General features: G+C 39.1%; 12 protein-coding genes. 1 reads left to right on the top strand and 11 read right to left on the bottom strand.

Translation table 11 applies throughout. The annotated features are described in order from the left end of the window. Positions 1-20 precede the first annotated feature (20 nt). From rplI to B5D25_RS03260, 6 genes are all read right to left on the bottom strand, one after another. Positions 21-467, bottom strand: coding sequence for a 50S ribosomal protein L9 (gene rplI / locus B5D25_RS03285; protein ID WP_078786376.1), 447 nt, complete (start codon positions 465-467; stop codon positions 21-23). Continuing rightward, positions 468-2510, bottom strand: a complete 2043-nt coding sequence (locus B5D25_RS03280) for a DHH family phosphoesterase (protein ID WP_078786374.1) — start codon at positions 2508-2510, stop codon at positions 468-470. It abuts the gene before it with no gap. A 69-nt stretch (positions 2511-2579) separates the two neighbouring features. After that, positions 2580-5246 (bottom strand): valine--tRNA ligase, encoded by a 2667-nt coding sequence (locus B5D25_RS03275; RefSeq protein ID WP_078786372.1) that lies wholly within the window; start codon positions 5244-5246, stop codon positions 2580-2582. Between the two features lie 37 nt (positions 5247-5283). Continuing rightward, positions 5284-6123, bottom strand: a complete 840-nt coding sequence (locus B5D25_RS03270; protein WP_078786370.1) for a hypothetical protein — start codon at positions 6121-6123, stop codon at positions 5284-5286. Between the two features lie 10 nt (positions 6124-6133). Beyond that, positions 6134-7396, bottom strand: coding sequence for a DUF5716 family protein (locus B5D25_RS03265; protein ID WP_078786368.1), 1263 nt, complete (start codon positions 7394-7396; stop codon positions 6134-6136). 135 nt (positions 7397-7531) lie between these two features. Next, the gene (locus B5D25_RS03260) at positions 7532-11383 is read right to left on the bottom strand and encodes a DUF5717 family protein (protein WP_078786366.1); all 3852 of its coding nucleotides are present in this window, start codon (positions 11381-11383) and stop codon (positions 7532-7534) included. Between the two features lie 235 nt (positions 11384-11618). Between B5D25_RS03260 and B5D25_RS03255 the strand changes: the two genes are divergently transcribed. Continuing rightward, positions 11619-12671 (top strand): pyridoxal phosphate-dependent aminotransferase, encoded by a 1053-nt coding sequence (locus B5D25_RS03255; protein WP_078786364.1) that lies wholly within the window; start codon positions 11619-11621, stop codon positions 12669-12671. 94 nt (positions 12672-12765) lie between these two features. On the opposite strand, the gene gltA is transcribed toward B5D25_RS03255, so the two are convergent. The 5 genes from gltA to B5D25_RS03230 form a co-directional block, all read right to left on the bottom strand. Beyond that, on the bottom strand, positions 12766-14157 hold the full coding sequence (gene gltA / locus B5D25_RS03250) for an NADPH-dependent glutamate synthase (protein WP_078786362.1): 1392 nt from the start codon (positions 14155-14157) through the stop codon (positions 12766-12768). A 2-nt stretch (positions 14158-14159) separates the two neighbouring features. Next, positions 14160-15002: a sulfide/dihydroorotate dehydrogenase-like FAD/NAD-binding protein gene (locus B5D25_RS03245; protein ID WP_078786360.1), complete on the bottom strand. Its 843-nt coding sequence runs from the start codon at positions 15000-15002 to the stop codon at positions 14160-14162. Positions 15003-15187: 185 nt separating this feature from the next. Beyond that, complete coding sequence (locus B5D25_RS03240) at positions 15188-17326, bottom strand: DUF6709 family protein (protein WP_078786357.1); 2139 nt, start codon at positions 17324-17326, stop codon at positions 15188-15190. 34 nt (positions 17327-17360) lie between these two features. Beyond that, complete coding sequence (locus B5D25_RS03235; RefSeq protein WP_078786355.1) at positions 17361-18173, bottom strand: lysophospholipid acyltransferase family protein; 813 nt, start codon at positions 18171-18173, stop codon at positions 17361-17363. 29 nt (positions 18174-18202) lie between these two features. Further along, positions 18203-20545 carry a DUF4125 family protein gene (locus B5D25_RS03230; RefSeq protein ID WP_078786353.1) on the bottom strand — a complete coding sequence of 781 codons (2343 nt, stop codon included), beginning with the start codon at positions 20543-20545 and terminating at the stop codon, positions 18203-18205. Between the last annotated feature and the right edge of the window lie 73 nt (positions 20546-20618).

The raw sequence follows: 20618 nt of genomic DNA, 5'->3' as shown, positions 1-20618 counted from the left end.
ATCCTTTTTTAGAGTTAATCCTACATTCCTTCAACAACAACCTTAAGGCTTGCTGTTACTTCCGGATGAAGTTTTACTGATACAGTATATGTACCAATATTTTTTATAGCATCCTTTACAACTATCTTCTTCTTATCAATCTTGATGCTGTGCTGCTTTTCGAGTTCTTCTGAGATTTCCTTTGATGAAACCGAACCGAAACTTCTTCCGCCTTCGCCGACTTTAACTTTTGTATTTACGGCAATAGCTTCTATCTTCTTAGCAAGTTCCTTTGCGTCTGCAAGATTCTCAGCCGCAACCTTGTCATCATGCTGCTTCTTAAGCTTAAGATCGTTAAGATTCTTAGATGTTGCTTCAAGACCAAGCTTCTTAGGAAGCACGAAATTTCTTGCATAACCATCATTTACGTCTACTATCTGTCCTGCCTTACCGAGGCTCTTAACATCCTGAATTAATATAACCTTCATCTATATGTCTCCTTCTGTATACATTTCCTTAAGTACTGTCTTTAATTCATCAAAAAATTCTTCTTTATGCACATCCTTCAGCTGTACGCCGGCAATATTTGCATGACCGCCTCCGTTAAACCTTTCCATAACGATCTGAACATTTACATCACCGATAGATCTTGCAGAAACATAGAGCGTTCCCTTAGACTCGGTAACTACGAATGATGCCTTTATACCGTCAACATTCAAAAGTTCATTTGCAACCTTGGCAACAGGAACTGTCGGAGCCTCGCCGAGACTCTCGTCTGCTTCAACATATGAAAGTGCAAATACATCCATAAATATTTCCGCATTGCTGATACCCTGTGCACGTTCTTTTAATTCATTTATACCGCTTCGGAACATCTTTCTTACTCTTACTATATCTGCACCACATTTTCTAAGATATGATGCAGCTTCAAATGTTCTTACGCCGGTTTTATTCAAGAAATTATCTGTATCTATGAGAATTCCCGCATACATCGCATCGGCCTCAACGGCTTTGATCCTTGGCTTAACGCTAATATACTGGAACATCTCTGTGATCATCTCGCATGCTGATGAAGCAAATGGCTCGATATATGAAAGAGTTGCATTGGTAATTGCTTCATTTGACTGTCTATGATGATCGAAAACTACTACTGTTTTACAGAGTGAAATGAGTTCTTCACATTCTGTAATGCTTGGTCTGTTTACATCACATATAACAAGCATGGTATCATCATCTACCATATTGATAGCCTGCTGACTTGTAAGCAGAAGATTATCATATGAATCCGCTGCCCTGAAACTGCTGACTACAGGTTTTATGGCAGAAGTAACTTCATTTAAAACTATATAGCCCTTCTTGCCTAAAGTAGTTACAAGTCTGTAAATACCAACAGCTGAACCAAATGCATCCGCATCCGGTCTTTGATGAGCCATGATGATAACCTTATCTTTATTTGCAAGAAGTTCCTCAAATGCCTGAGCCTTAACTCTTGCCTTAACTCTTGTTGTCTTTTCTGTTCCGGCACTCTTACCGCCGTAGTAAGTAACCTTGTCGCCATACTTAAATGCAACCTGATCACCACCTCGACCAAGAGCAAGACCTATGGCAACTTTTGAATATTCATAACAGTCGGAAAATGAATCCGTTCCTGCTCCGATACCCATACTGAGTGTTACAGGGATTTCATTTCCAACATTTATATTCTTGATCTCATCTATAAGTGAGAATTTATCGTCTTTTAATGTCTGTAGATATTTCTGTCTGAATACGAAGAAATATTTATCATTTTCAAGACGTTTTGTTATGGCATCAATATTAGCAAGGTACATATTGATCTTTCTGTCTACAAGGGCATTAAGGATCGAATGCTTAACCTCTTCTGTACTATCCATGACTTCATCATAGTTATCAATATAAAGAAGACCTGCTATAAGTTTCTGATCTGCATTTTCCTGCATGTAGAATCTAAGATCTGTAACATCCAAAAGATAAAATGATATTACCTTTTCATCATTTTTCTTCTCTTCAGGATTATCTGTTAAAACCTTTGTCATATCAATCTTCTTGATCAAAGCATTATATGTTTTATCATCATAATAAAGCTCCATGCTTGAATCATCGACTTTATCAAAGACCTCTGAAGTAAGTTCAGGGAAATAATAATCCATCCTCTTCTTGGCACGTTTCTCATTGTGGCAGATGTCTTCTTTGAACATCTTGTTGCACCAAAGAATTCTTCCGCTTGTATCAAGTATCGCATAAGGAACAGCCAGATCCTTAAGAAGTTCCTTCTGTATCCTGCCCTGATCAAGTGCATAATCAACAAATGTTGCACTGAATACAGGTCTCATTTTCCAATAAATTACGGAAACGATCAGGATGTAAGCAAGTATTACTCCCGATGCGATGAGTGTTTCCTTACGGTCGGTGCCCATAGTGGCACATACAACCACCATAAGGACAAGCGCCAGGATGATAGGTACAATGATCAGATATTTTATTTTACCTTTGAGTTTTCTCTCGTTGCTCATAACTTATTCCGCCTTATTTACCAAGAACAGCTATACTGTTTTTTGAATGAGTATAGCTGTTCTAAGTCTTTATCTTAACGCATTGATTCTCTCAACAACCTGTTCATATGTTTCTTTATACTTAACAAGTTTTGCCTTTTCTTCTTCAACCTTAGCTACCGGTGCTTTTGCTATAAATTTCTCATTTGCAAGCATTCCTTCGCCACGCTTAATCTCACCTTCGAGACGTGCCTTTTCCTTGTTGAGTCTTTCAAGTTCCTTCTCAATATCAACAAGTTCAGCAAGAGGAATATAGATAACAGCATCATGGATAACTACAGATACCGCATCATCAGCTATTCCTTCCTTATCTGCCTGTACTGTCACCTTATCAGAAAATGCGAGTTTCTCAAATATATTGCTGCTTTCTTCAAAAATGCTTCTTACAGCCGGCTTATCTGAAACAACGAATACATTTGCCTTTCTGCTTGGTGGTACATTCATCTCTGTACGGATATTTCTTACGCCTCTTACAGCTTCCTTGATAACATCAATTTCCTTCTCTTCAACAGCGAAGTTTAATGAGTCACTAGGAACAGGCCATGGCTGGATCATGATTGATTCTTCGCCTGTTATACTGCAGAAGATTTCCTCTGTAACGAATGGCATATATGGATGAAGAAGTTTCATGCAGTTTACAAGAACTGTCTTAAGTACATAAAGCGCAGCAGTTCTTGTACTGTCATTCTCATCCCAAAGACGAGGCTTAACCATCTCAATATACCAGTCGCAGAACTCTTCCCAAAGGAAGTTATAGATCTTATCTGCTGCTATACCGAGCTCGTACTTCTCCATATTGTCTGTAACATCTTTAACAAGAGTATTCATCTTGCTGATGATCCATCTGTCAACCGCTGTAAGATTTGTTGGCATAGCACCACCTATCTTAGCAGCATCATTTGAATTGCCGTCAACTTTCTTAGCATCATTCATCATAATGAATCTTGAAGCATTCCAGATCTTATTTGCGAAATTACGGCTTGCTTCAACTCTCTCCCAATAGAAACGCATATCATTTCCCGGAGCATTTCCTGTAATAAGAGTGAAACGGAGCGCATCTGCACCGTACTTCTCGATTACTTCAAGAGGATCGATACCATTTCCAAGAGATTTACTCATCTTTCTTCCCTGATCATCTCTTACAAGACCATGGAAAAGAACTGTATGGAATGGAAGTTCACCTGTCTGCTCAATTGAAGAGAATACCATACGGATAACCCAGAAGAAGATGATATCATAACCTGTTACAAGTACATCTGTTGGGAAAAAGTACTTAAAGTCTTCTGAATCTGTATCAGGCCATCCAACAGTTGAAAATGGCCAAAGAGCAGATGAGAACCATGTATCAAGAGTATCCTCATCCTGCTTGAAATGAGTACCGCCGCACTTAGGGCATACATGTGGTTCTTCAAAATCAACAACTGTTTCTCCACAATCCTGGCAGTAATATGCAGGAATTCTATGACCCCACCATAACTGTCTGCTTATGCACCAGTCACGGATATTATCAAGCCAGTTATAATAAACTTTATTCATTCTTTCAGGAACAAGACGAAGCTTTCCTGATACAACAGCTTCCTTAGCAGGACGAGCCATTTCTTCCATCTTTACAAACCACTGTGGCTTAATAAGAGGTTCAACGGTAGTCTTACATCTGTCATGTGTTCCAACCTGATGTGTATGAGGTTCAATCTTTACAAGAAGACCAAGCTTATCAAGATCTTCTACTATTGCACGTCTTGCCTCATAACGATCCATTCCGTCATATTTAGAACCGATATTTGCAATAGTAGCATCATCGTTCATGATATTGATCTCCGGAAGGTTATGTCTCTTACCAACCTCGAAATCGTTAGGGTCGTGAGCAGGTGTGATCTTAACGCATCCTGTTCCGAATTCCTTATCTACATAACTGTCGGCAATGACAGGAATTTCCTTATTTACAAGTGGAAGGATAAGCATCTTTCCAACGATATCTTTGTATCTTTCATCGTCAGGATTTACAGCAACAGCTGTGTCTCCGAGCATTGTTTCAGGACGGGTTGTTGCTATCTCAACAAATCTTCCTTCCTCACCTACAACAGGATACTTGATGTGCCAGAAATTACCCTGCTGCTCTTCATGAATTACTTCCGCATCAGAGATAGATGTCTGACATACAGGGCACCAGTTAACGATTCTTGAACCCTTATAAATCCATCCTTTATCATAAAGCTTTTTAAATACAGTATTAACGGCTTTATTGTTTCCTTCATCCATTGTGAAACGTTCTCTGTCCCAGTCAGCTGAAGAACCGAGTGACTTAAGCTGGTTGATGATACGTCCGCCGTATTCCTTCTTCCACTCCCAAGCTCTTTCAAGGAACTTCTCTCTTCCGAGATCTGCCTTGTCGATACCCTGAGCCTTAAGTGCTTCTGTTATCTTTACCTCTGTAGCAATAGCCGCATGGTCTGTACCCGGCTGCCAAAGAGCGTTATATCCCTGCATTCTCTTCATTCTGATGAGAATATCCTGCATAGTATTATCAAGGGCATGTCCCATGTGGAGCTGTCCTGTAATATTTGGAGGTGGCATAACGATAGTAAAAGGTTTCTTTGATCTATCTACCTCAGCATGAAAATAACCGTTTTTAACCCATTTTTCGTACAATCTCTTCTCTATTTCCGAAGGATTGTAAGTCTTTTCAAGTTCACTCATTTTTATATCTCCTACTTAAATATAATTATCAAATAAATTAAATGCTTTCTTCACGGAAGTTATCTTTAAGTTCCGAAAGAATTATGTCCATACGTTTGTCGTAATCACCCATGTCTTTATTCATTTTATTGTAAACAGCTCGCTGAAGCATTGCAAATATAGTCATTTCTCTGACATCATCCTTTGCATCGCCGATTTCCATCATGATATCCTCAAAATATCCTTCGGCATCTTCGATATCCTGCTGTCTTATTTCCTGTCTTAATGTCTCTGTATCGCCCGTGACGGCGACGACAAAGAAATACCCCTTGCGGGATTCCTCATTATTATTCAGTTCAAAGGCCTTAAGGAAATATTCCTTGGCAAGAACCGTATCAAAATTGCTCGCAGCCGCAACTGCTCTGTTATGATAAACATTTCCAAGAAATGTCTTATTCTCTATCTCATCTGCCATTCCGATAATGTCATCATAAATATTTGCCGCTTTAATATATCTTCTGTAACCAAGATATCCGTCCGCCTTCAGTTTCATCCTCTGCACAGGCGAAAGCTTTCTGTACTTTTGCCATGCTTCTGCATAGATGCGCACTTCCTCGTTGGTATAATAATTTCCTGCAGAAAGTATCTCCACGAGCAGTTCCTGGGCATATGCGGTTTTGTTGACCATCCCCGTCAGCCTATCAGCCAGAACAGGCATCTTTATCTCATTTCTGATCCAGTCGAAAAGCTTCTCAGAAAGAGAAGATTTACTTATAAGAACTGTATTGTTATAGATATAAAAACAAAGCTCTTCATAAGTATATATCTCAACCTTAGTATTCAGAAATGTAAAAGGAACCTTTGCCTTTTCAGTTGTACAAACAATTAATTTTGACATCTTTACATCCTTACAGATTTTTTATACTGAATTCCTTACGATATATCTTGTTCGTAGTAGGGAATAGCTTCCCAAATCCTAAATCCTTTATAATAATCGCTCCGTCGGTCGGATTCTCAAATTCAACCGAAAGCGACAACTTCGTAGTCTTGTTCGGACGCTTCGGAATCCCATGGATCATCACCGTCTCCCTGGCTTCCGTACCTGTATGTCTGCCTCTGTAAACAATACCTACTTTATCTGTATCATCAAGTATCACTTCGACCTTACCATGTGTGTTATACCACTGTTTGCCACCCTCGGCAACCGGAACGAAAGTATCCTTCTCATCACCGAGAGATATGCCTACATCAAAAAGAACATTCTCCTTGGTCTCTATGAAAAACCTGTCATAAAACTCTTTATATTCTCCTCCGACCGCTCTGTAGCAGGCGCCTTTGGTATAAATATTCTGTCCCACGAATACCCTTCTGCCCTGACAGAGAACATTGGTGGTCTTCTTCATCCATTTTCCCGAAAAACCTATTCCTGTAAGGAACACAGAAGAAATATACGCTTCCTTCACCTCATAATCTGCGATCCTCGAGAAATCATTATCCATCGAATGTGTATCTGTTCCATACTTTGCAAGACTCATCTGACTTGAATAATCTTCATGGATCACTGTTATTATCTCAGGTTTTTTATTCCTTGAAATATCGATCCTATAATAATCAAGCCCGTCAGCATTATAATCAAAAAGAGCCACACTGTTAACCCACAGATCCTGTTCCTGATTGAAAATATAGTAAAGTCCGCTGTCCATATGACTCGTTATCTCAATCGCCTCTTCAGGAACATCCATTATCTTATATAAATCCGAAAGGATCTGATGAATCTCTTTATTGTATTCCTGTATGGAAATGACAAGCTTTCTAACAACCGCCTGCTCATATCTATACAAAAATGAATCCACATGAAGCTTTATCATCATAAGGAACAGTTCCCTGTAAGTATACTTCTTCCCGGCAATTTCTACAGGTTCTGTATTCTGAAGATTCTCGAAAAGACTGTCAACGATTATACCGTCCTCGCTGAATCTTGCTTCAGATGCTTCTCCGCCAACATACCAATGCTCTGTATCCCTGCTATAGAAAAGGATATTCGGCATCATATATGTCTCTTTATTATTCAGTTGGCTAATTGACTCCGGCTCACGAGTGATATCATTATAATAGCTCATCTGCGTGAAGTCCGTACACAGGTCCATGCCTATGTAAAATGCTTCTGCCATCTTTCAAGTCTCCTGTTTTTGATACGTGATCAAATTTGTTTTTGTCCTGCAGTTTCAGAAAATATAATCAATACTCATACCTCAGTTTCGGTGAGCATGATCTAACTCGTTTTTGTCCTGTAATCTCCCGGCATTTTAAAGTATGCTGAGATTTTCTTCAAATAAATGAAGTGTATTGATATATACATCAAGATCTTCGAGAAGTTCTCTGTCTTCTCTCATTTCCTGTTTAACAAGCATATTGTTGATCATCTCGAATCTGTCGCGACCTCTTCTGTCATAAGCTTTACCCTTAAGGCTTTCACTTTCTATTATCTTCGTATTTCCGCCTTCGTCGCCTTCAATCCTATAGACCAGTCTTTCGCCATGGAATACAACAAATTCCATAACATATATTCCCTGTACAACTTCTTCCATACGCTGAACCTTTGAAACAGTCTTTGTTCTGCTTCCCGTATCGAAGCTGTATTCCACAAATATCTGCTTATCAGATTCACCCTTATAAATAAGATATGTCTTAAGGAAGATATCCTGAGGAAGTCTGACAAACTTCGAAAAGCTCTTATAGAATGGCAGGCATTTTCCTGCATCCATGAACTTTTCAACGCTTTCAGCTATCCAAAGCTTCTGGTCTTCCGAATATCTTTCAAGCCTGCTAAAGAATAAGAGCAGTGCCATCTTAGATATTTCATCATCAATATTGTCTTTAACTATTTCATGATACAGGCATTCAAATATATAATTCGGAACCTGCACATCATTTATCAGATAATTATGAGCAACCATCCTGAGGAATGCCTTTACAACAAGGCCTCTGCTTCTTCCGGAATAATAAGTTGCAAATATATCATAAATATATTCAAGATAACCTCTTACGAACATCATCTGCGCCAAAGTATTTTCGGCCAGAAGCGCCACGTCATTTACCTTATCCTTTGCAAGTTTAAACAGTGCCGCAAGCTCATCAAGACTTCCGTTGAAATGATTGATGATATATGTAAGTATGTTGGCATTTACCGTTCCTGTTTTGTAAAGGTTGAGGCATATAGACATCAGGTCTTCATTTATGAATCCGTCAGAGTCTTTTACACCATAGTCCGCAAGTCTGTATAATTCATCAATTTCAAGCTCGTTGAAACCATATAATTTAACAGCCTGAAATGCTTTGTCATACATATTCATATCGATGAGATATGAAATGATAGTACTGGTATTGGCATGAGTAAGATATTCAATATCAAGTCTCGAAAGATATTTTCTGAGGACATCCGTATCAAGATTCTCATGATAATATTCGATAATATTGATACATGCCTGCTGCTTATAATGATAAGATATCTCGTCGCAGTTGATTATCTCTCTTGCTGCATTTACCTCTTTCGCATTCCTGTATGTGAATTCTCCGATGCTCTTGTAGTTGAAGAGAAGGACCCTGTAATCTCTAGGACTGTATTCTCTGCAAATATGCATATATGCCTTCTCATCTACTATTCTTTCAAGATGATAAGGGATAGAACCCGCATATCTGTTACCGGACTTATCTTCAAAAATAATGGATGCATTTTCCGAAAGAATCTCAACATATGCTTCTCCATTTACAAGAGGTACTCTCTCCTCATTCTGAAGTTCCTCATGAGTAACTATTACTGCACGAACATTTTTGTTGAAACATACAAGTTTACGCTTAAATATTATATTTACAAGTTTGCCGGCAAAAAGTGAACTTACGCTTTCCGGCTCAAGAAATTCATCATAAATCACGGTAAGATCGTCATTTACCTTACCCTTGATGATCATATTCTCCATGAAATCTTCCATGGTAGGAGCATAATCATGATAGATCTTCATATGCTCAGCCTTGTTGAAGATAACATTTGCATAGAGATAGGTCAGTTCTTCCTCGTTGAGTGTATTCTTGTAATTAAGATACATAAGAACCGAAGCAGGAATCAGATCATACTTCGAATGATTCATACTTCTGATGTAACACTCATTAAGCCCTATGAATTTAAGGGACTTAAGAACTGCAGCCTTATAAAATCTATGATATTTATGATCAAGTTTATTTGCAGAAATAAGCATAGAACAAAGGCTCTTTAATACCTCTTCATTTTCCTGCTCTCTGCGCATATAGTTTTCAGTATTTAATGCATGCTCTTCAAGAGCTTCCGGATCATCATAAACCGTCTTCTCCGTCTCGGCCTTCTTCTCCGGAACATCCTTCTCTTCAGAAGTTTCCTCCATATATTCATCCGGCGGAAGAGCATTTTTGTCCTTGATTCCGTTTGCCAAAATGAGATTCTCAGGATCTATACTTGCGTCGCCGCTTTCCTCCATCGAATACTTAAGATATTCATTGCTGCTGTCCATCCTGCGGATGCGTTCTTTCTTAAGCTGATTCTCATTTTTGTCATAAACTTCTTTCAGAACATCAAAAATCTGCTGGTTAAATTCCTGGTTTTTACCGGCCAGCTTAACAAATTCACTTTGCACATCATCCGAAAGATAGTGATGTCTGATGCCCCATTTGATAGCTGTTATCTCAAAAGGAGTAAGCTTTCTGAGAAGCATAGGATTTGTATTGAAAATCTCGCAAAGTTCAAAATATATTATCGGACTGTTCTCGCCCTCTTCATACATAGAACTGAGTTCTCTGTAGAGCGTTGAACTGTCCTCGTTATATTCATTATCAACAAAGAGTAAAAGCCAGAAATAAAATATCTTCGGCTCCTGTGTTCTGAAATTACGGCGTATCATATTCGCTGTTTTCTCAACAGTCTCTTCATCCTTCAGTACCATTGATTTGAGATAATTGTAATAACATCTCTGCTGGTTGCTCATGAGATTCCTGTCAACATCGGCTTCGATTCTGAGGAATTCCTGCTCAACCTTTGCAAAATCACCTGCAAGGACATTCATATGCATGATACCGAGTCTGTACATATCCTCTTCAGGTTCAAGTTCTCCGAGAGTCTTCAATGCATCGATTGACTTCGATACATATTCTTCAAGAGATATCCTCTCCATTCTGAAATCAAGATATGCCTTGGTAAGTTTGATATTGCTGTCTTTATATAAGCGTCTTCTATTTCTGTTTTCCTGATCCGGACGCTCTCTGAGAGGCTTTGTAAGGTGTATCTCAACTTCAAATCTCTGATAGATATTCTCAATAATGAGATGACCTCTGTTCTCGCCTTCAGCCACGTGTTCAGGAGAGATATATACAGGAAGACTGCAGGTATTTCCTGTGAAATCATCGCCTGTTATAACTTTCTTCGAAGGAATGATAAATTCCACATCACTGCTTATCTCCGAATGTGTATATCCCCAAGTATTCTTATTGATATCAACTGTTATCTGAGACATTTCTTCCGGCATCTCAACATCGATCTCTGCCTTCGGCATAGAGAGTGTTACAGTTCTCTTCTTATGAACCATAACAAGAAATTCTTCCATAGCCTGGTCTACAAGACGGCTCGCAAGAAGACTCTCATACATCTGTCTCATATGATTATCATTATCTATAAATGTTCTTCTAAAATCACCTGTTGTGAAAAGTTTTGCCGCTTCAGACCAGCTCTTCTCCGCTAAAGCCGCAAACTTGAAAAGATCGTCAATTTTGTCATTATAATGCTTAACAAACGGCATTACTATATTTATATCATAAGGAATACGGAATTCACCGCCGTCAGTGATAACATTTATATGACCTCTGAATGTCTGTCCCGCCTCAAGGCAAGTTGCATCAAACGAGAATTTTACAGTGAATTTCCTGCTGACAAATGAATGCGTATCAAAACGCATAAGATATCTGCTGTCATATAACATTCCCTTTATCGGTACATCATTAAGACTATGAACTTCGAAACTGCCTTCATAGATTGTGCCTGCCTCAATATTCAGTTTAAATCGCTTTTCCGAAATGGCTACTTCAGGTCTGTCAACCTTGAATTCGCCCTTGGCATACTGTTCAACGATTGCCTTCATTATGCATCTCCGATGATATAATTATGCCCCATGTATATATGGGGTATCTTTTTTGATTATTACTCTTGATATTACTCATTTATTTGTTGTAAAATACTACTTGTATGAGTAAAGCTGGTTATCCAAATTACAGCCTCATATATTATAACAAAAGAGTTTCTCGTTTGCAATGTAATAAACTCTTTTGTTTATGCAGTCTTCTGACTCTTTATAACAGTTTATAGGAGAGAGTAAAATGGCAAAGGCAACATTAAGGATCAATCAATACGACACAATTCACTTTGATACAAATGTCAATCCCCTGGGAATTCCTGAAACCGTAAGGACAGCTCTTGCAAATAACATTTCTTCTGTATATAATTATCCTGAAACTTATTATGGAAATCTCAAAAATGCCATATCCGAATACATTTCAGCACCTGCTGAGAATATCATCCTCGGAAGCGGTTCTGTGGATCTCATAAGACTTCTTACAGCACTGGTCATGCCTAAGAAAGCACTGGTCATCGTTCCGGGAAGTATGGGATATGAAAATGCACTCCATGTTATTAATTGTAAAATGGATTATTATCATCTCGATGAAAATAATGATTATGAGCTGGACATAGTTGATTTCCTTAGTAAACTCGATTCATCTTATGACATGCTGATAATCGGCAATCCTAATAATCCTACTTCCAAAAAACTTGAGAGAAGCAGTATTGAAGAGATTGCAAAGGCATGTGAAGCAAATAAAATCTTCCTTGTGGTAGATGAAATGTATATCGAATTTATAGATAATGATGAAGACTATACATCTATTCCATTAACCGAGAAATACAGCAATCTTGCAGTTTTAAGAAGTGTAACCAAATTCTTTGCGGTTCCGGGACTCAGAGTTGCATATGCTGTTATGAATAATCCTAGTTTCATAAAAAAAGTCAAGAATTCCAGAAGCGAATCCGGAATCTCTTCTCTTACTGCTATAGCAGGTTCGGTAATGTTTAGAGATATGTCTTATATAGAGGAATCAAAAAGTATGATGCATACCGAAAGGTCTCTCGTTTATCTGGCAATGTCTACCTGTAAGACTATAAAGCTTATAAGACCGGACGCGAATTTCATGTTAATGAAGATCCTCAAAGATGATATCACTGCTTCCGATGTTTATGATCACTGCAAACAGCGCGGAGTACTGATCAGAAAATGTGATGATATAACAGGACTTAATAATAAATATGTTCGTTTCTGTTTTATGAAACCAAAGCAGAACGATCTTATGGTTAATACAATACTTGAGTTAATGTAATACTTGATCACAACACTTAAATTAATTTAATACACAAAAAATGTCGGTACACTGTACCGACATTTTTTGTTATATCAACAATCAAGATAATTGATTATTTTGCACGATTCTGCATATATTCATCCATAGCCTTAGCAGCAGCCTTTCCTGCTCCCATTGCGAGGATAACTGTAGCAGCACCTGTAACTGCATCTCCACCGGCATATACGCCTTCTCTTGAAGTAAGACCTGTTTCCTCATCAGCGATGATTCCGCCCCACTTCTGTGTATCAAGGCCTTCAGTAGTAGACTTGATAAGTGGATTTGGTGAAGTACCGATTGACATGATCATACAATCACATTCAATCTCGTTAAATGCACCTTCAACAGCAACCGGTCTTCTTCTTCCAGATTCATCAGGCTCAGAAAGTTCCATCTGCTGACACTTAACGCTCTTAACCCATCCATTTTCACCAATAACTTCTACAGGATTGTTAAGGAATGCAAATTTGATTCCTTCTTCCTCTGCATGCTCAACTTCTTCTGCTCTTGCAGGAAGTTCCTCTTTTGTTCTTCTATAAACGATTGTTACATCTGCGCCAAGACGCTTTGCACATCTTGCAGCATCCATAGCAACGTTACCACCACCAACGATTACTGCACTCTTTGGACGCATGATTGGTGTCTTTGAATCTCCAAGATAAGCCTTCATAAGATTGATTCTTGTAAGGAACTCATTTGCAGAATAAACTCCGTTAAGGTTCTCTCCCGGAATATTCATGAATTTAGGAAGTCCGGCACCTGAACCGATAAATACTGTCTCATATCCGAACTCATCCTTAAGCTCATCTATAGAAATTGTCTTTCCGATGACAACATTTGTTTCAACTTTAACTCCAAGAGCCTTAAGTCCGTCGATTTCCTTCTGAACGATTGACTTCGGAAGTCTGAATTCAGGGATACCATATGCAAGAACTCCTCCGGCAAGGTGAAGTGCTTCATAGATAGTTACATCATATCCCTTCTTTGCAAGATCACCGGCACACGCAAGTCCTGAAGGACCTGAACCGATGATGGCAACCTTGTGACCATTTGAAGCAGGCTTTACAGGTGCATCCTTAAAGTTTGCATTGTGATAATCTGCTACGAATCTCTCAAGACGACCGATAGCAACAGGCTCGCCCTTGATTCCTCTAACACACTTCTGCTCACACTGTGATTCCTGTGGACATACACGTCCGCAGACAGCAGGAAGTGAGCTTGAACGGCTGATTATCTGATAAGCTTCTTCAAATCTACCATTCTTTACTTCTTCTATGAATTCAGGAATATCAACCTGAACAGGACATCCTGATACACATGGTCTATGCTTACAATGAAGGCATCTGTTTGCCTCATCTATAGCCATCTCGGCTGTATAACCAAGAGCAACTTCATCAAAGTTTTTATTTCTTACATCAGGCTCCTGTGATGGCATCTTGTTCTTTTCCAATGACATATTAGGCATTTCTACTTCACCTCCATTTTAAGTAAGTTGCAGGCTTCTTCACGAGCCTTCTGTTCAAATGGTTTGTATGTAGCCGAACGCGCCATAGCTTCATCGAAATCAACCTCGAAACCATCAAAATCAGGTCCGTCAACGCAAGCGAACTTTGTCTGTCCGCCAACTGTAAGACGGCATCCACCGCACATTCCTGTTCCGTCAACCATGATCGGATTCATGCTGACAACAGTCTTAACATTATATTTCTTTGTAACTCCAACAACAAACTTCATCATGATAAGAGGTCCGATAGTAATAACTTCATCATATTCCTCTCCTGACTCTATAAGCTTTTCAAGAGCATTTGTTACAAGACCCTTTTCTCCGGCAGAACCATCATCTGTCATAAGAACGTATTTATCACTAACAGCCTTGAACTCATCTTCAAGGATTATAAGATCTTCATTTCTGAAACCAACAATTGAATGAACTTCCACACCGATATCATGAAGCTTCTTTGCAACAGGATATGCTATAGCACAACCTACGCCACCGCCTACAACAGCAACCTTCTTCAGTCCTTCTGTCTCTGTAGCTTTGCCAAGTGGACCAACGAAATCGTGAATGAAATCACCTTCATTAAGTGCATTAAGAGTTTCTGTAGCACCACCAACAATCTGGAAAATAATAGTAACTGTTCCCTTCTCACGGTCATAACCGGCGATAGTAAGAGGAATTCTCTCTCCGTCCTCGCTTGCACGAAGAATGATAAACTGGCCAGGCTCAGCCTTTCTCGCAACTAACGGTGCATCAACTTCCATAAGTGTTACCGTTGGATTGAGAGCCTTTTTCTGAATAATCTTGTACATTTCCTTACTCCCTTTATAGATGCTCTGAAGCTAAAAGTATTTTGTTACTTCCGGCATAATCTCTAGATCATTATCTATTACCGCACCAACCTAAAAACTCAGGTCAGATAAATCGGTCATTAAGCGGCTTATATTATACATTATAATGCCGCTTTACTTCAAGATATTTATTATAGTTAAATAGATCAATCTTCAAATTTAGGCATATCACTGTAATCTACAGTATTTCCAAATCCGGCATCGCTCAGACTGTTACTGCCTAAATCACTGCTTCCTCCGAGGCTTCCACCACTGAGGCTGTCGCTTAAGCTGCTTCCGTATCCGCCGCCAAGACTTCCTCCTCCGAGACTGTCACTTATGCTGCTTCCGTATCCGCCACTAAGTCCTCCTCCGAGGCTGTCACTTGAGCTGCTTCCGTATCCGCCACCAAGACTTCCTCCTCCGAGGCTGTCACTTGAGCTGCTTCCGTATCCGCCACCAAGACTTCCTCCTCCGAGGCTGTCACTTGAGCTGCTTCCGTATCCACCGCCAAGACTTCCTCCTCCGAGGCTGTCACTTGAGCTGCTTCCGTATCCACCGCCAAGACTTCCTCCACTGAGGCTGTCACTTGAGCTGCTTCCGTATCCACCGCCGAGACTTCCTCCACTGAGGCTTTCTCCGCTGAGACTATCGCTCATGCTGCTTCCGTATCCGCCACCGAGTCCTCCACTGAGGCTTTCTCCGCTGAGACTATCGCTCATACCGCTTCCGTATCCGCCGCCAAGACTTTCTCCTCCGAGTTCGCCGCCATTTAATCCCTGTGATGAAATATTACTACCGTTTAAACTGTTTTTATAGATGTCTGCGCTGTTTCCGCCAAGTCCTTCACCCAATGAACCAAGATCATTTCCACCAAATGTGTTTCCGCCAAGATCATTTCCGGTGAACTCATTTGAACCAAGATCACTTCCGCCAAATTCATTTGAACCAAGATCACTTCCGCCAAGATTATTTCCGGCAAATTCATCTGCAGGAGACGAAAAACCGTTTCCACCAAGACCGTAATTTGATTCCGGATAATCACTACTTACATTATTGTCAGTGTTAAAATCAGTCCTACCAAAAGCTATCTTTTCAGGAACGCTCGCCGCAGGACTTTCACTTACATTATCCTGACCAAACTGAAGTTTTTCCTGTGTTGGTTCTGTTGAAGCAACAGACTTATCAACATTATGATCGAAATAACTGATTTCAACAGGTTCATTCTGCTTCTGTAAAAGCTCAGCTTTCTTGTTGTCTACAGCATTGATAATTCCGCCAAAATCGTTCTGCACGGCTGTTGCTATATCATAATTATATCCGGTAATAATATATGGAGCCTTTTCATGAACAATTTCTACTAGTTTTCCCTGCTCAACATAATTAACTGTAACAGGTGTAGCTTTCTTATTCCTCTCTGTAAATATTACCTGATATGTTTTTGTCTGACTTGTTTTTATTCCATAAGTCTTATTCTGTGTTGTTGTAATCTTAGGATATACCCAAACAAGGTTTTTAAAGAAAAATACCTTTGGTGAAATCCCCTGAATAACAACTGCATCATCAGTAATTGTAATGAGCTTACCAATCTTAGTACCACTCTGAAAATCTTTTGTAAACTGAACCGGGTTAATTCCTGAAGCAAGAATTTTGTTTGTAGCTTCTTTTCTGCCGCCATTCATGGTTACGATGAATATAACACCTCCAACAAAAAGGGCCAAACCCATAAGTCCCATAATCCAGTCTTTTCCACCCATCATCCTTGGGAAAGTTTTATATTCAAGAGTTTTATATACCAGATGATCCTCTATTTCTTCTCCATAAGCCTCTAAACATGCCTTTTTAAAATAATACTTTTCATCAGATTTCATCTTTCTGACTCTTCCCGAGCCTGAAATATATTGATAATCTCCTGAATTCAATCCATTGTAAAGCTTTTCAGCCACCTTAGAGTCACTTTCATCAAAGAATATTCCCATTAAATACCAGTCATTCTGTGACTCATCTAAATGTTCCATATCACCTTCCGGATAAATGCACATTACATATCCTGTACCTACAGTTCTACTTCCAACGGAACTTTCTCCGTAAGTTCCCAAAACTCCATAAATATCAGTATATTTATAGTAACCTGTACTTACCTGATTAGCCTTACATTTTGTAAGTTCCTTACTTGCAAGCTGACATCCGATAAGCATTCTAAAACCGATTAAGAAAAAGGGTAAACCAATAACAACTAAAATAATTCCGAGTTTTATTCGCTCACTCCTACTTTTCTTAAACAATTCCTTTTTTAACGTATCCATTTTTTCACTCCTTGTTATACTTTAACCTTTTATATTATGCGGCAAGATTTTCCCGCATCATATCATATGCAATGTCGCTGATTTCCTGTGTAGAAAGCCTTTCTACATCAGCAGCTTCAATCACACCCAAAATGTCCATTTCGACTTTTATTCTCTTAAACATAAAACGCCGAAATACTCTGTCACTGTTTTTTATTGTCATGACCGCTACAGGACATTTAGCCTTTTTAGCAACTTTAAATGCTCCTGCTCTGAAAGGAAGCAGAGGCTCATCCGTTTTATTCTCTTTACCTTCCGGATAAATACCGAGATTGCAATGCCCCGTCCTTATATAATCAGCAGCCTTATTAATCGTATTTATGGCATTTCTTGGATTTTCCCTGTCAAGATCAAGGCAGCCTACCGCCTTCATATATCTTCCAACAAAAGGTATCTTCAGATTTTCCTCTTTCGATATATATGCCATATTATATTTTTTAAATCTCGTTATGCCTATCAACGGATCAAATATGGACCTGTGATTGCAAACGATAAGAAAATTCTCTTTCGGAAGTTTCTCTTTACCGCTTATCTTTATCTTGAATCTGAACGAATCAACAAAAACCTTAAGCGTCAAAAGCCCAAACCACCTATAGAATGTATGTATGCTCTTTGGAAGTTTTTTCTCATTTATGGTCGTCCCGACCAGAACGAATACCGCCACATGCAGTGCAAAAAGAGCGATATATCCGCTTATAGTCAGCCCTGCCACAATAAAATATCCTGAAATCTTTCTGAAAAGATGTCTGGCCAGCGCATACATTAGAGAGCTTGCGAAGCTTATACCCAAATAAATCAAATGCAGCATATCCCTTTTCCCCTTATTAACCGAAAACTTTAATTCATTTTTTCTTCAGCATCATCTAAATCTTTGTAACCATACATTTTAACCGTATTTTCCATAATCTTAAGTGTAAGATTTATGTTATTTTTGCATAATTCAGTTATAAATCTTCCATACATGACAAGCATCTTATCACTATATGAATAAAGCTCACCTCTCTGATATGTCTCAGATGAGGTTTCAAAACCGGCATCTTCAGTAGTATGAATAACTCTGGCATTCTTTGAAAGTTTCGGATATTTGCCGGCAAACTCCTCCATCCAGGCCGTCTCAATCTTTGTGAGTTCCTTAACAAGATTCCTTTTTCTTTCGGGAACCGGAGGCAGTTTATCCTTAATCCTCTTAAACTCTTCAGGCGCCGTCGTTTCCATCATATAACCATACTTCTCGGTTATCATATTCCTTCCCTCGGAAATGACACCTTCAAAATCAGTTATATATTGAATAAGCATTTCTTTGGTCCATGTAAGATACTGGCTCATTCTCATGATCCTGAAAGTCGGCCAGTTATTCTGACATGACGCCCTTCCGCCTTCATTATTCACATCATTAAATGCCCTGAATTCAACCTTCGCAACTTCTTCCGCAAGCTTTTCAATACTCATCGTATATAAACCCGCTTTTCTTTCGAAATTACCGGCATAATCAGGAAGAAATGTACTGTTTCCCCAAACTATACCCTGATCTTTAATTTCGCGAAGAATTGTAAATGTCAGTTTTTCAAAATATCTTACTATTTTATCTTTATCTCTTATATCAGATAATTCTATATCATCAATAAGTCCGCCAACATATGAAATATGCGGAAGATCTTCTATACCACGTCTAAGCCATTTTTCATGAGGCGCATAGGTATCATTAAGCAGATATATAAGATGAAGCGCATCCCTTACTGCTGAATCTCTCATAAGCGCCGCAGCTGTATAATCTCCTCTGTTCGAAACTCTTTCAAAATTATACTGAGCTTCTCGGCCGAGCATCGTTGTATATTCAGCCACTTTCAGAAGTCTTATATACTCCGGATAATGCATCTTAAGGCGGTTTCTTATAGCTGTAAATTCACCAAGATCATCTCTAAATACCTCTCCGTTTACAGCTGCCGCAAGTCCCGTTTCCTCAGCACTTAGATAATCTCTTTCACTGAGTGGGCCTTCCGGATATCCTGTATGCTCAAGGTAGAAATCAGAAATCTTTCTTACACCATTTCTCTTTTCCGCCTTTTTATTCCTGTATGCACTTCGGATATTCTCTTTTCCGGAAATATATTCTTCAAGTATCTTATCATATTCTTTTGATAATGCTTCCGAAATTTTTCCATAATCTTCATCTGTAAGCCACATAGAAAATCCCGGCCCAAAATCATGATCCCTCGATAAGTCATCATCAAACCCAAAGCACTCAGAACCACTGCCAACTTTACCCACAGCTATTCTTCCCGCGTACTCCGGAAATTTATCTTCAATCATCTGTCTTCCGTATTTTTCATAAAAATCCTTCGACAGCTTCATTCCATAACCTTGTTCTACGACTTTTTCAACCTTAGAACCTATATCCGGAATGGATTTATATTTCTCTTCAACGCGCCTATAGTCGTCATTCTGACCGATATAACCTTCTATCATGTCCATGGCATATTTATATCCGTCACGGGCTTTTTCGTAGTCACCCATTTTAAGATCAATATCTGCAAGCCCTGTAATTGCCGCAGCATGATGCGTATCGCTGGCGCCTTCATCGGTAAATATCTCTACAGCTTCCGTAAGGTCAACTTTTGCTGCCCCCAGTTCTCCGACCATAATCTCGCAATTTCCAAGATTAGCCAAAGTAACTGCTGTCTCAAATTCTTTATGAGGCGTATCTCTGCAGATTGAAAGTGCTCTCTCAAGTGCATTCACAGCCTTATCAAATCTTCCAAGTTCCTGATAAAGCAACGAAACATTATTGCATACTTCTGCAAATCTGAAATCTCCCGGCTGAAGTATGATATCAAATATTTGAAAAACTTCAGCATATCTTGCAGCTGATTCCTCATACTTTCCTGCCGCTCTATATACTGTAGCAGCATTTAACAGTGTCATTGCATATGGCTCCGTGCCTTCCATCTTCAGATCTTTCATGATCTTCGTTGCTTCTTCGGCACATTCTATAGCTTTTTCATGCATACTCTTTTCACGATAGAAGCCCATCATTTCATTTAAAACAGTAACTCTGGAACCTTTATCATTTTCTGCATCACAAAAGCCCAGCCATTCACTAAAGAGCGCCGGTACCTTCTCAAGTTCATTTAAATTATATAATTTCGATAATTCGTTAAAAAAAAGCTGAAGTTCAACCATTACAAGCTCCAGTCATTCCTTACTAATATTTTATACTTATCTCAGTCAGGGAAATTCCCCGACCGAAATAAAT

Source organism: Eubacterium ruminantium, from assembly GCF_900167085.1.
Lineage (GTDB): Bacteria > Bacillota > Clostridia > Lachnospirales > Lachnospiraceae > Eubacterium_Q > Eubacterium_Q ruminantium.
The sequence above is the reverse complement of the archived record's forward strand: the minus strand, read 5'-3'. Positions and strand labels throughout refer to the sequence as shown.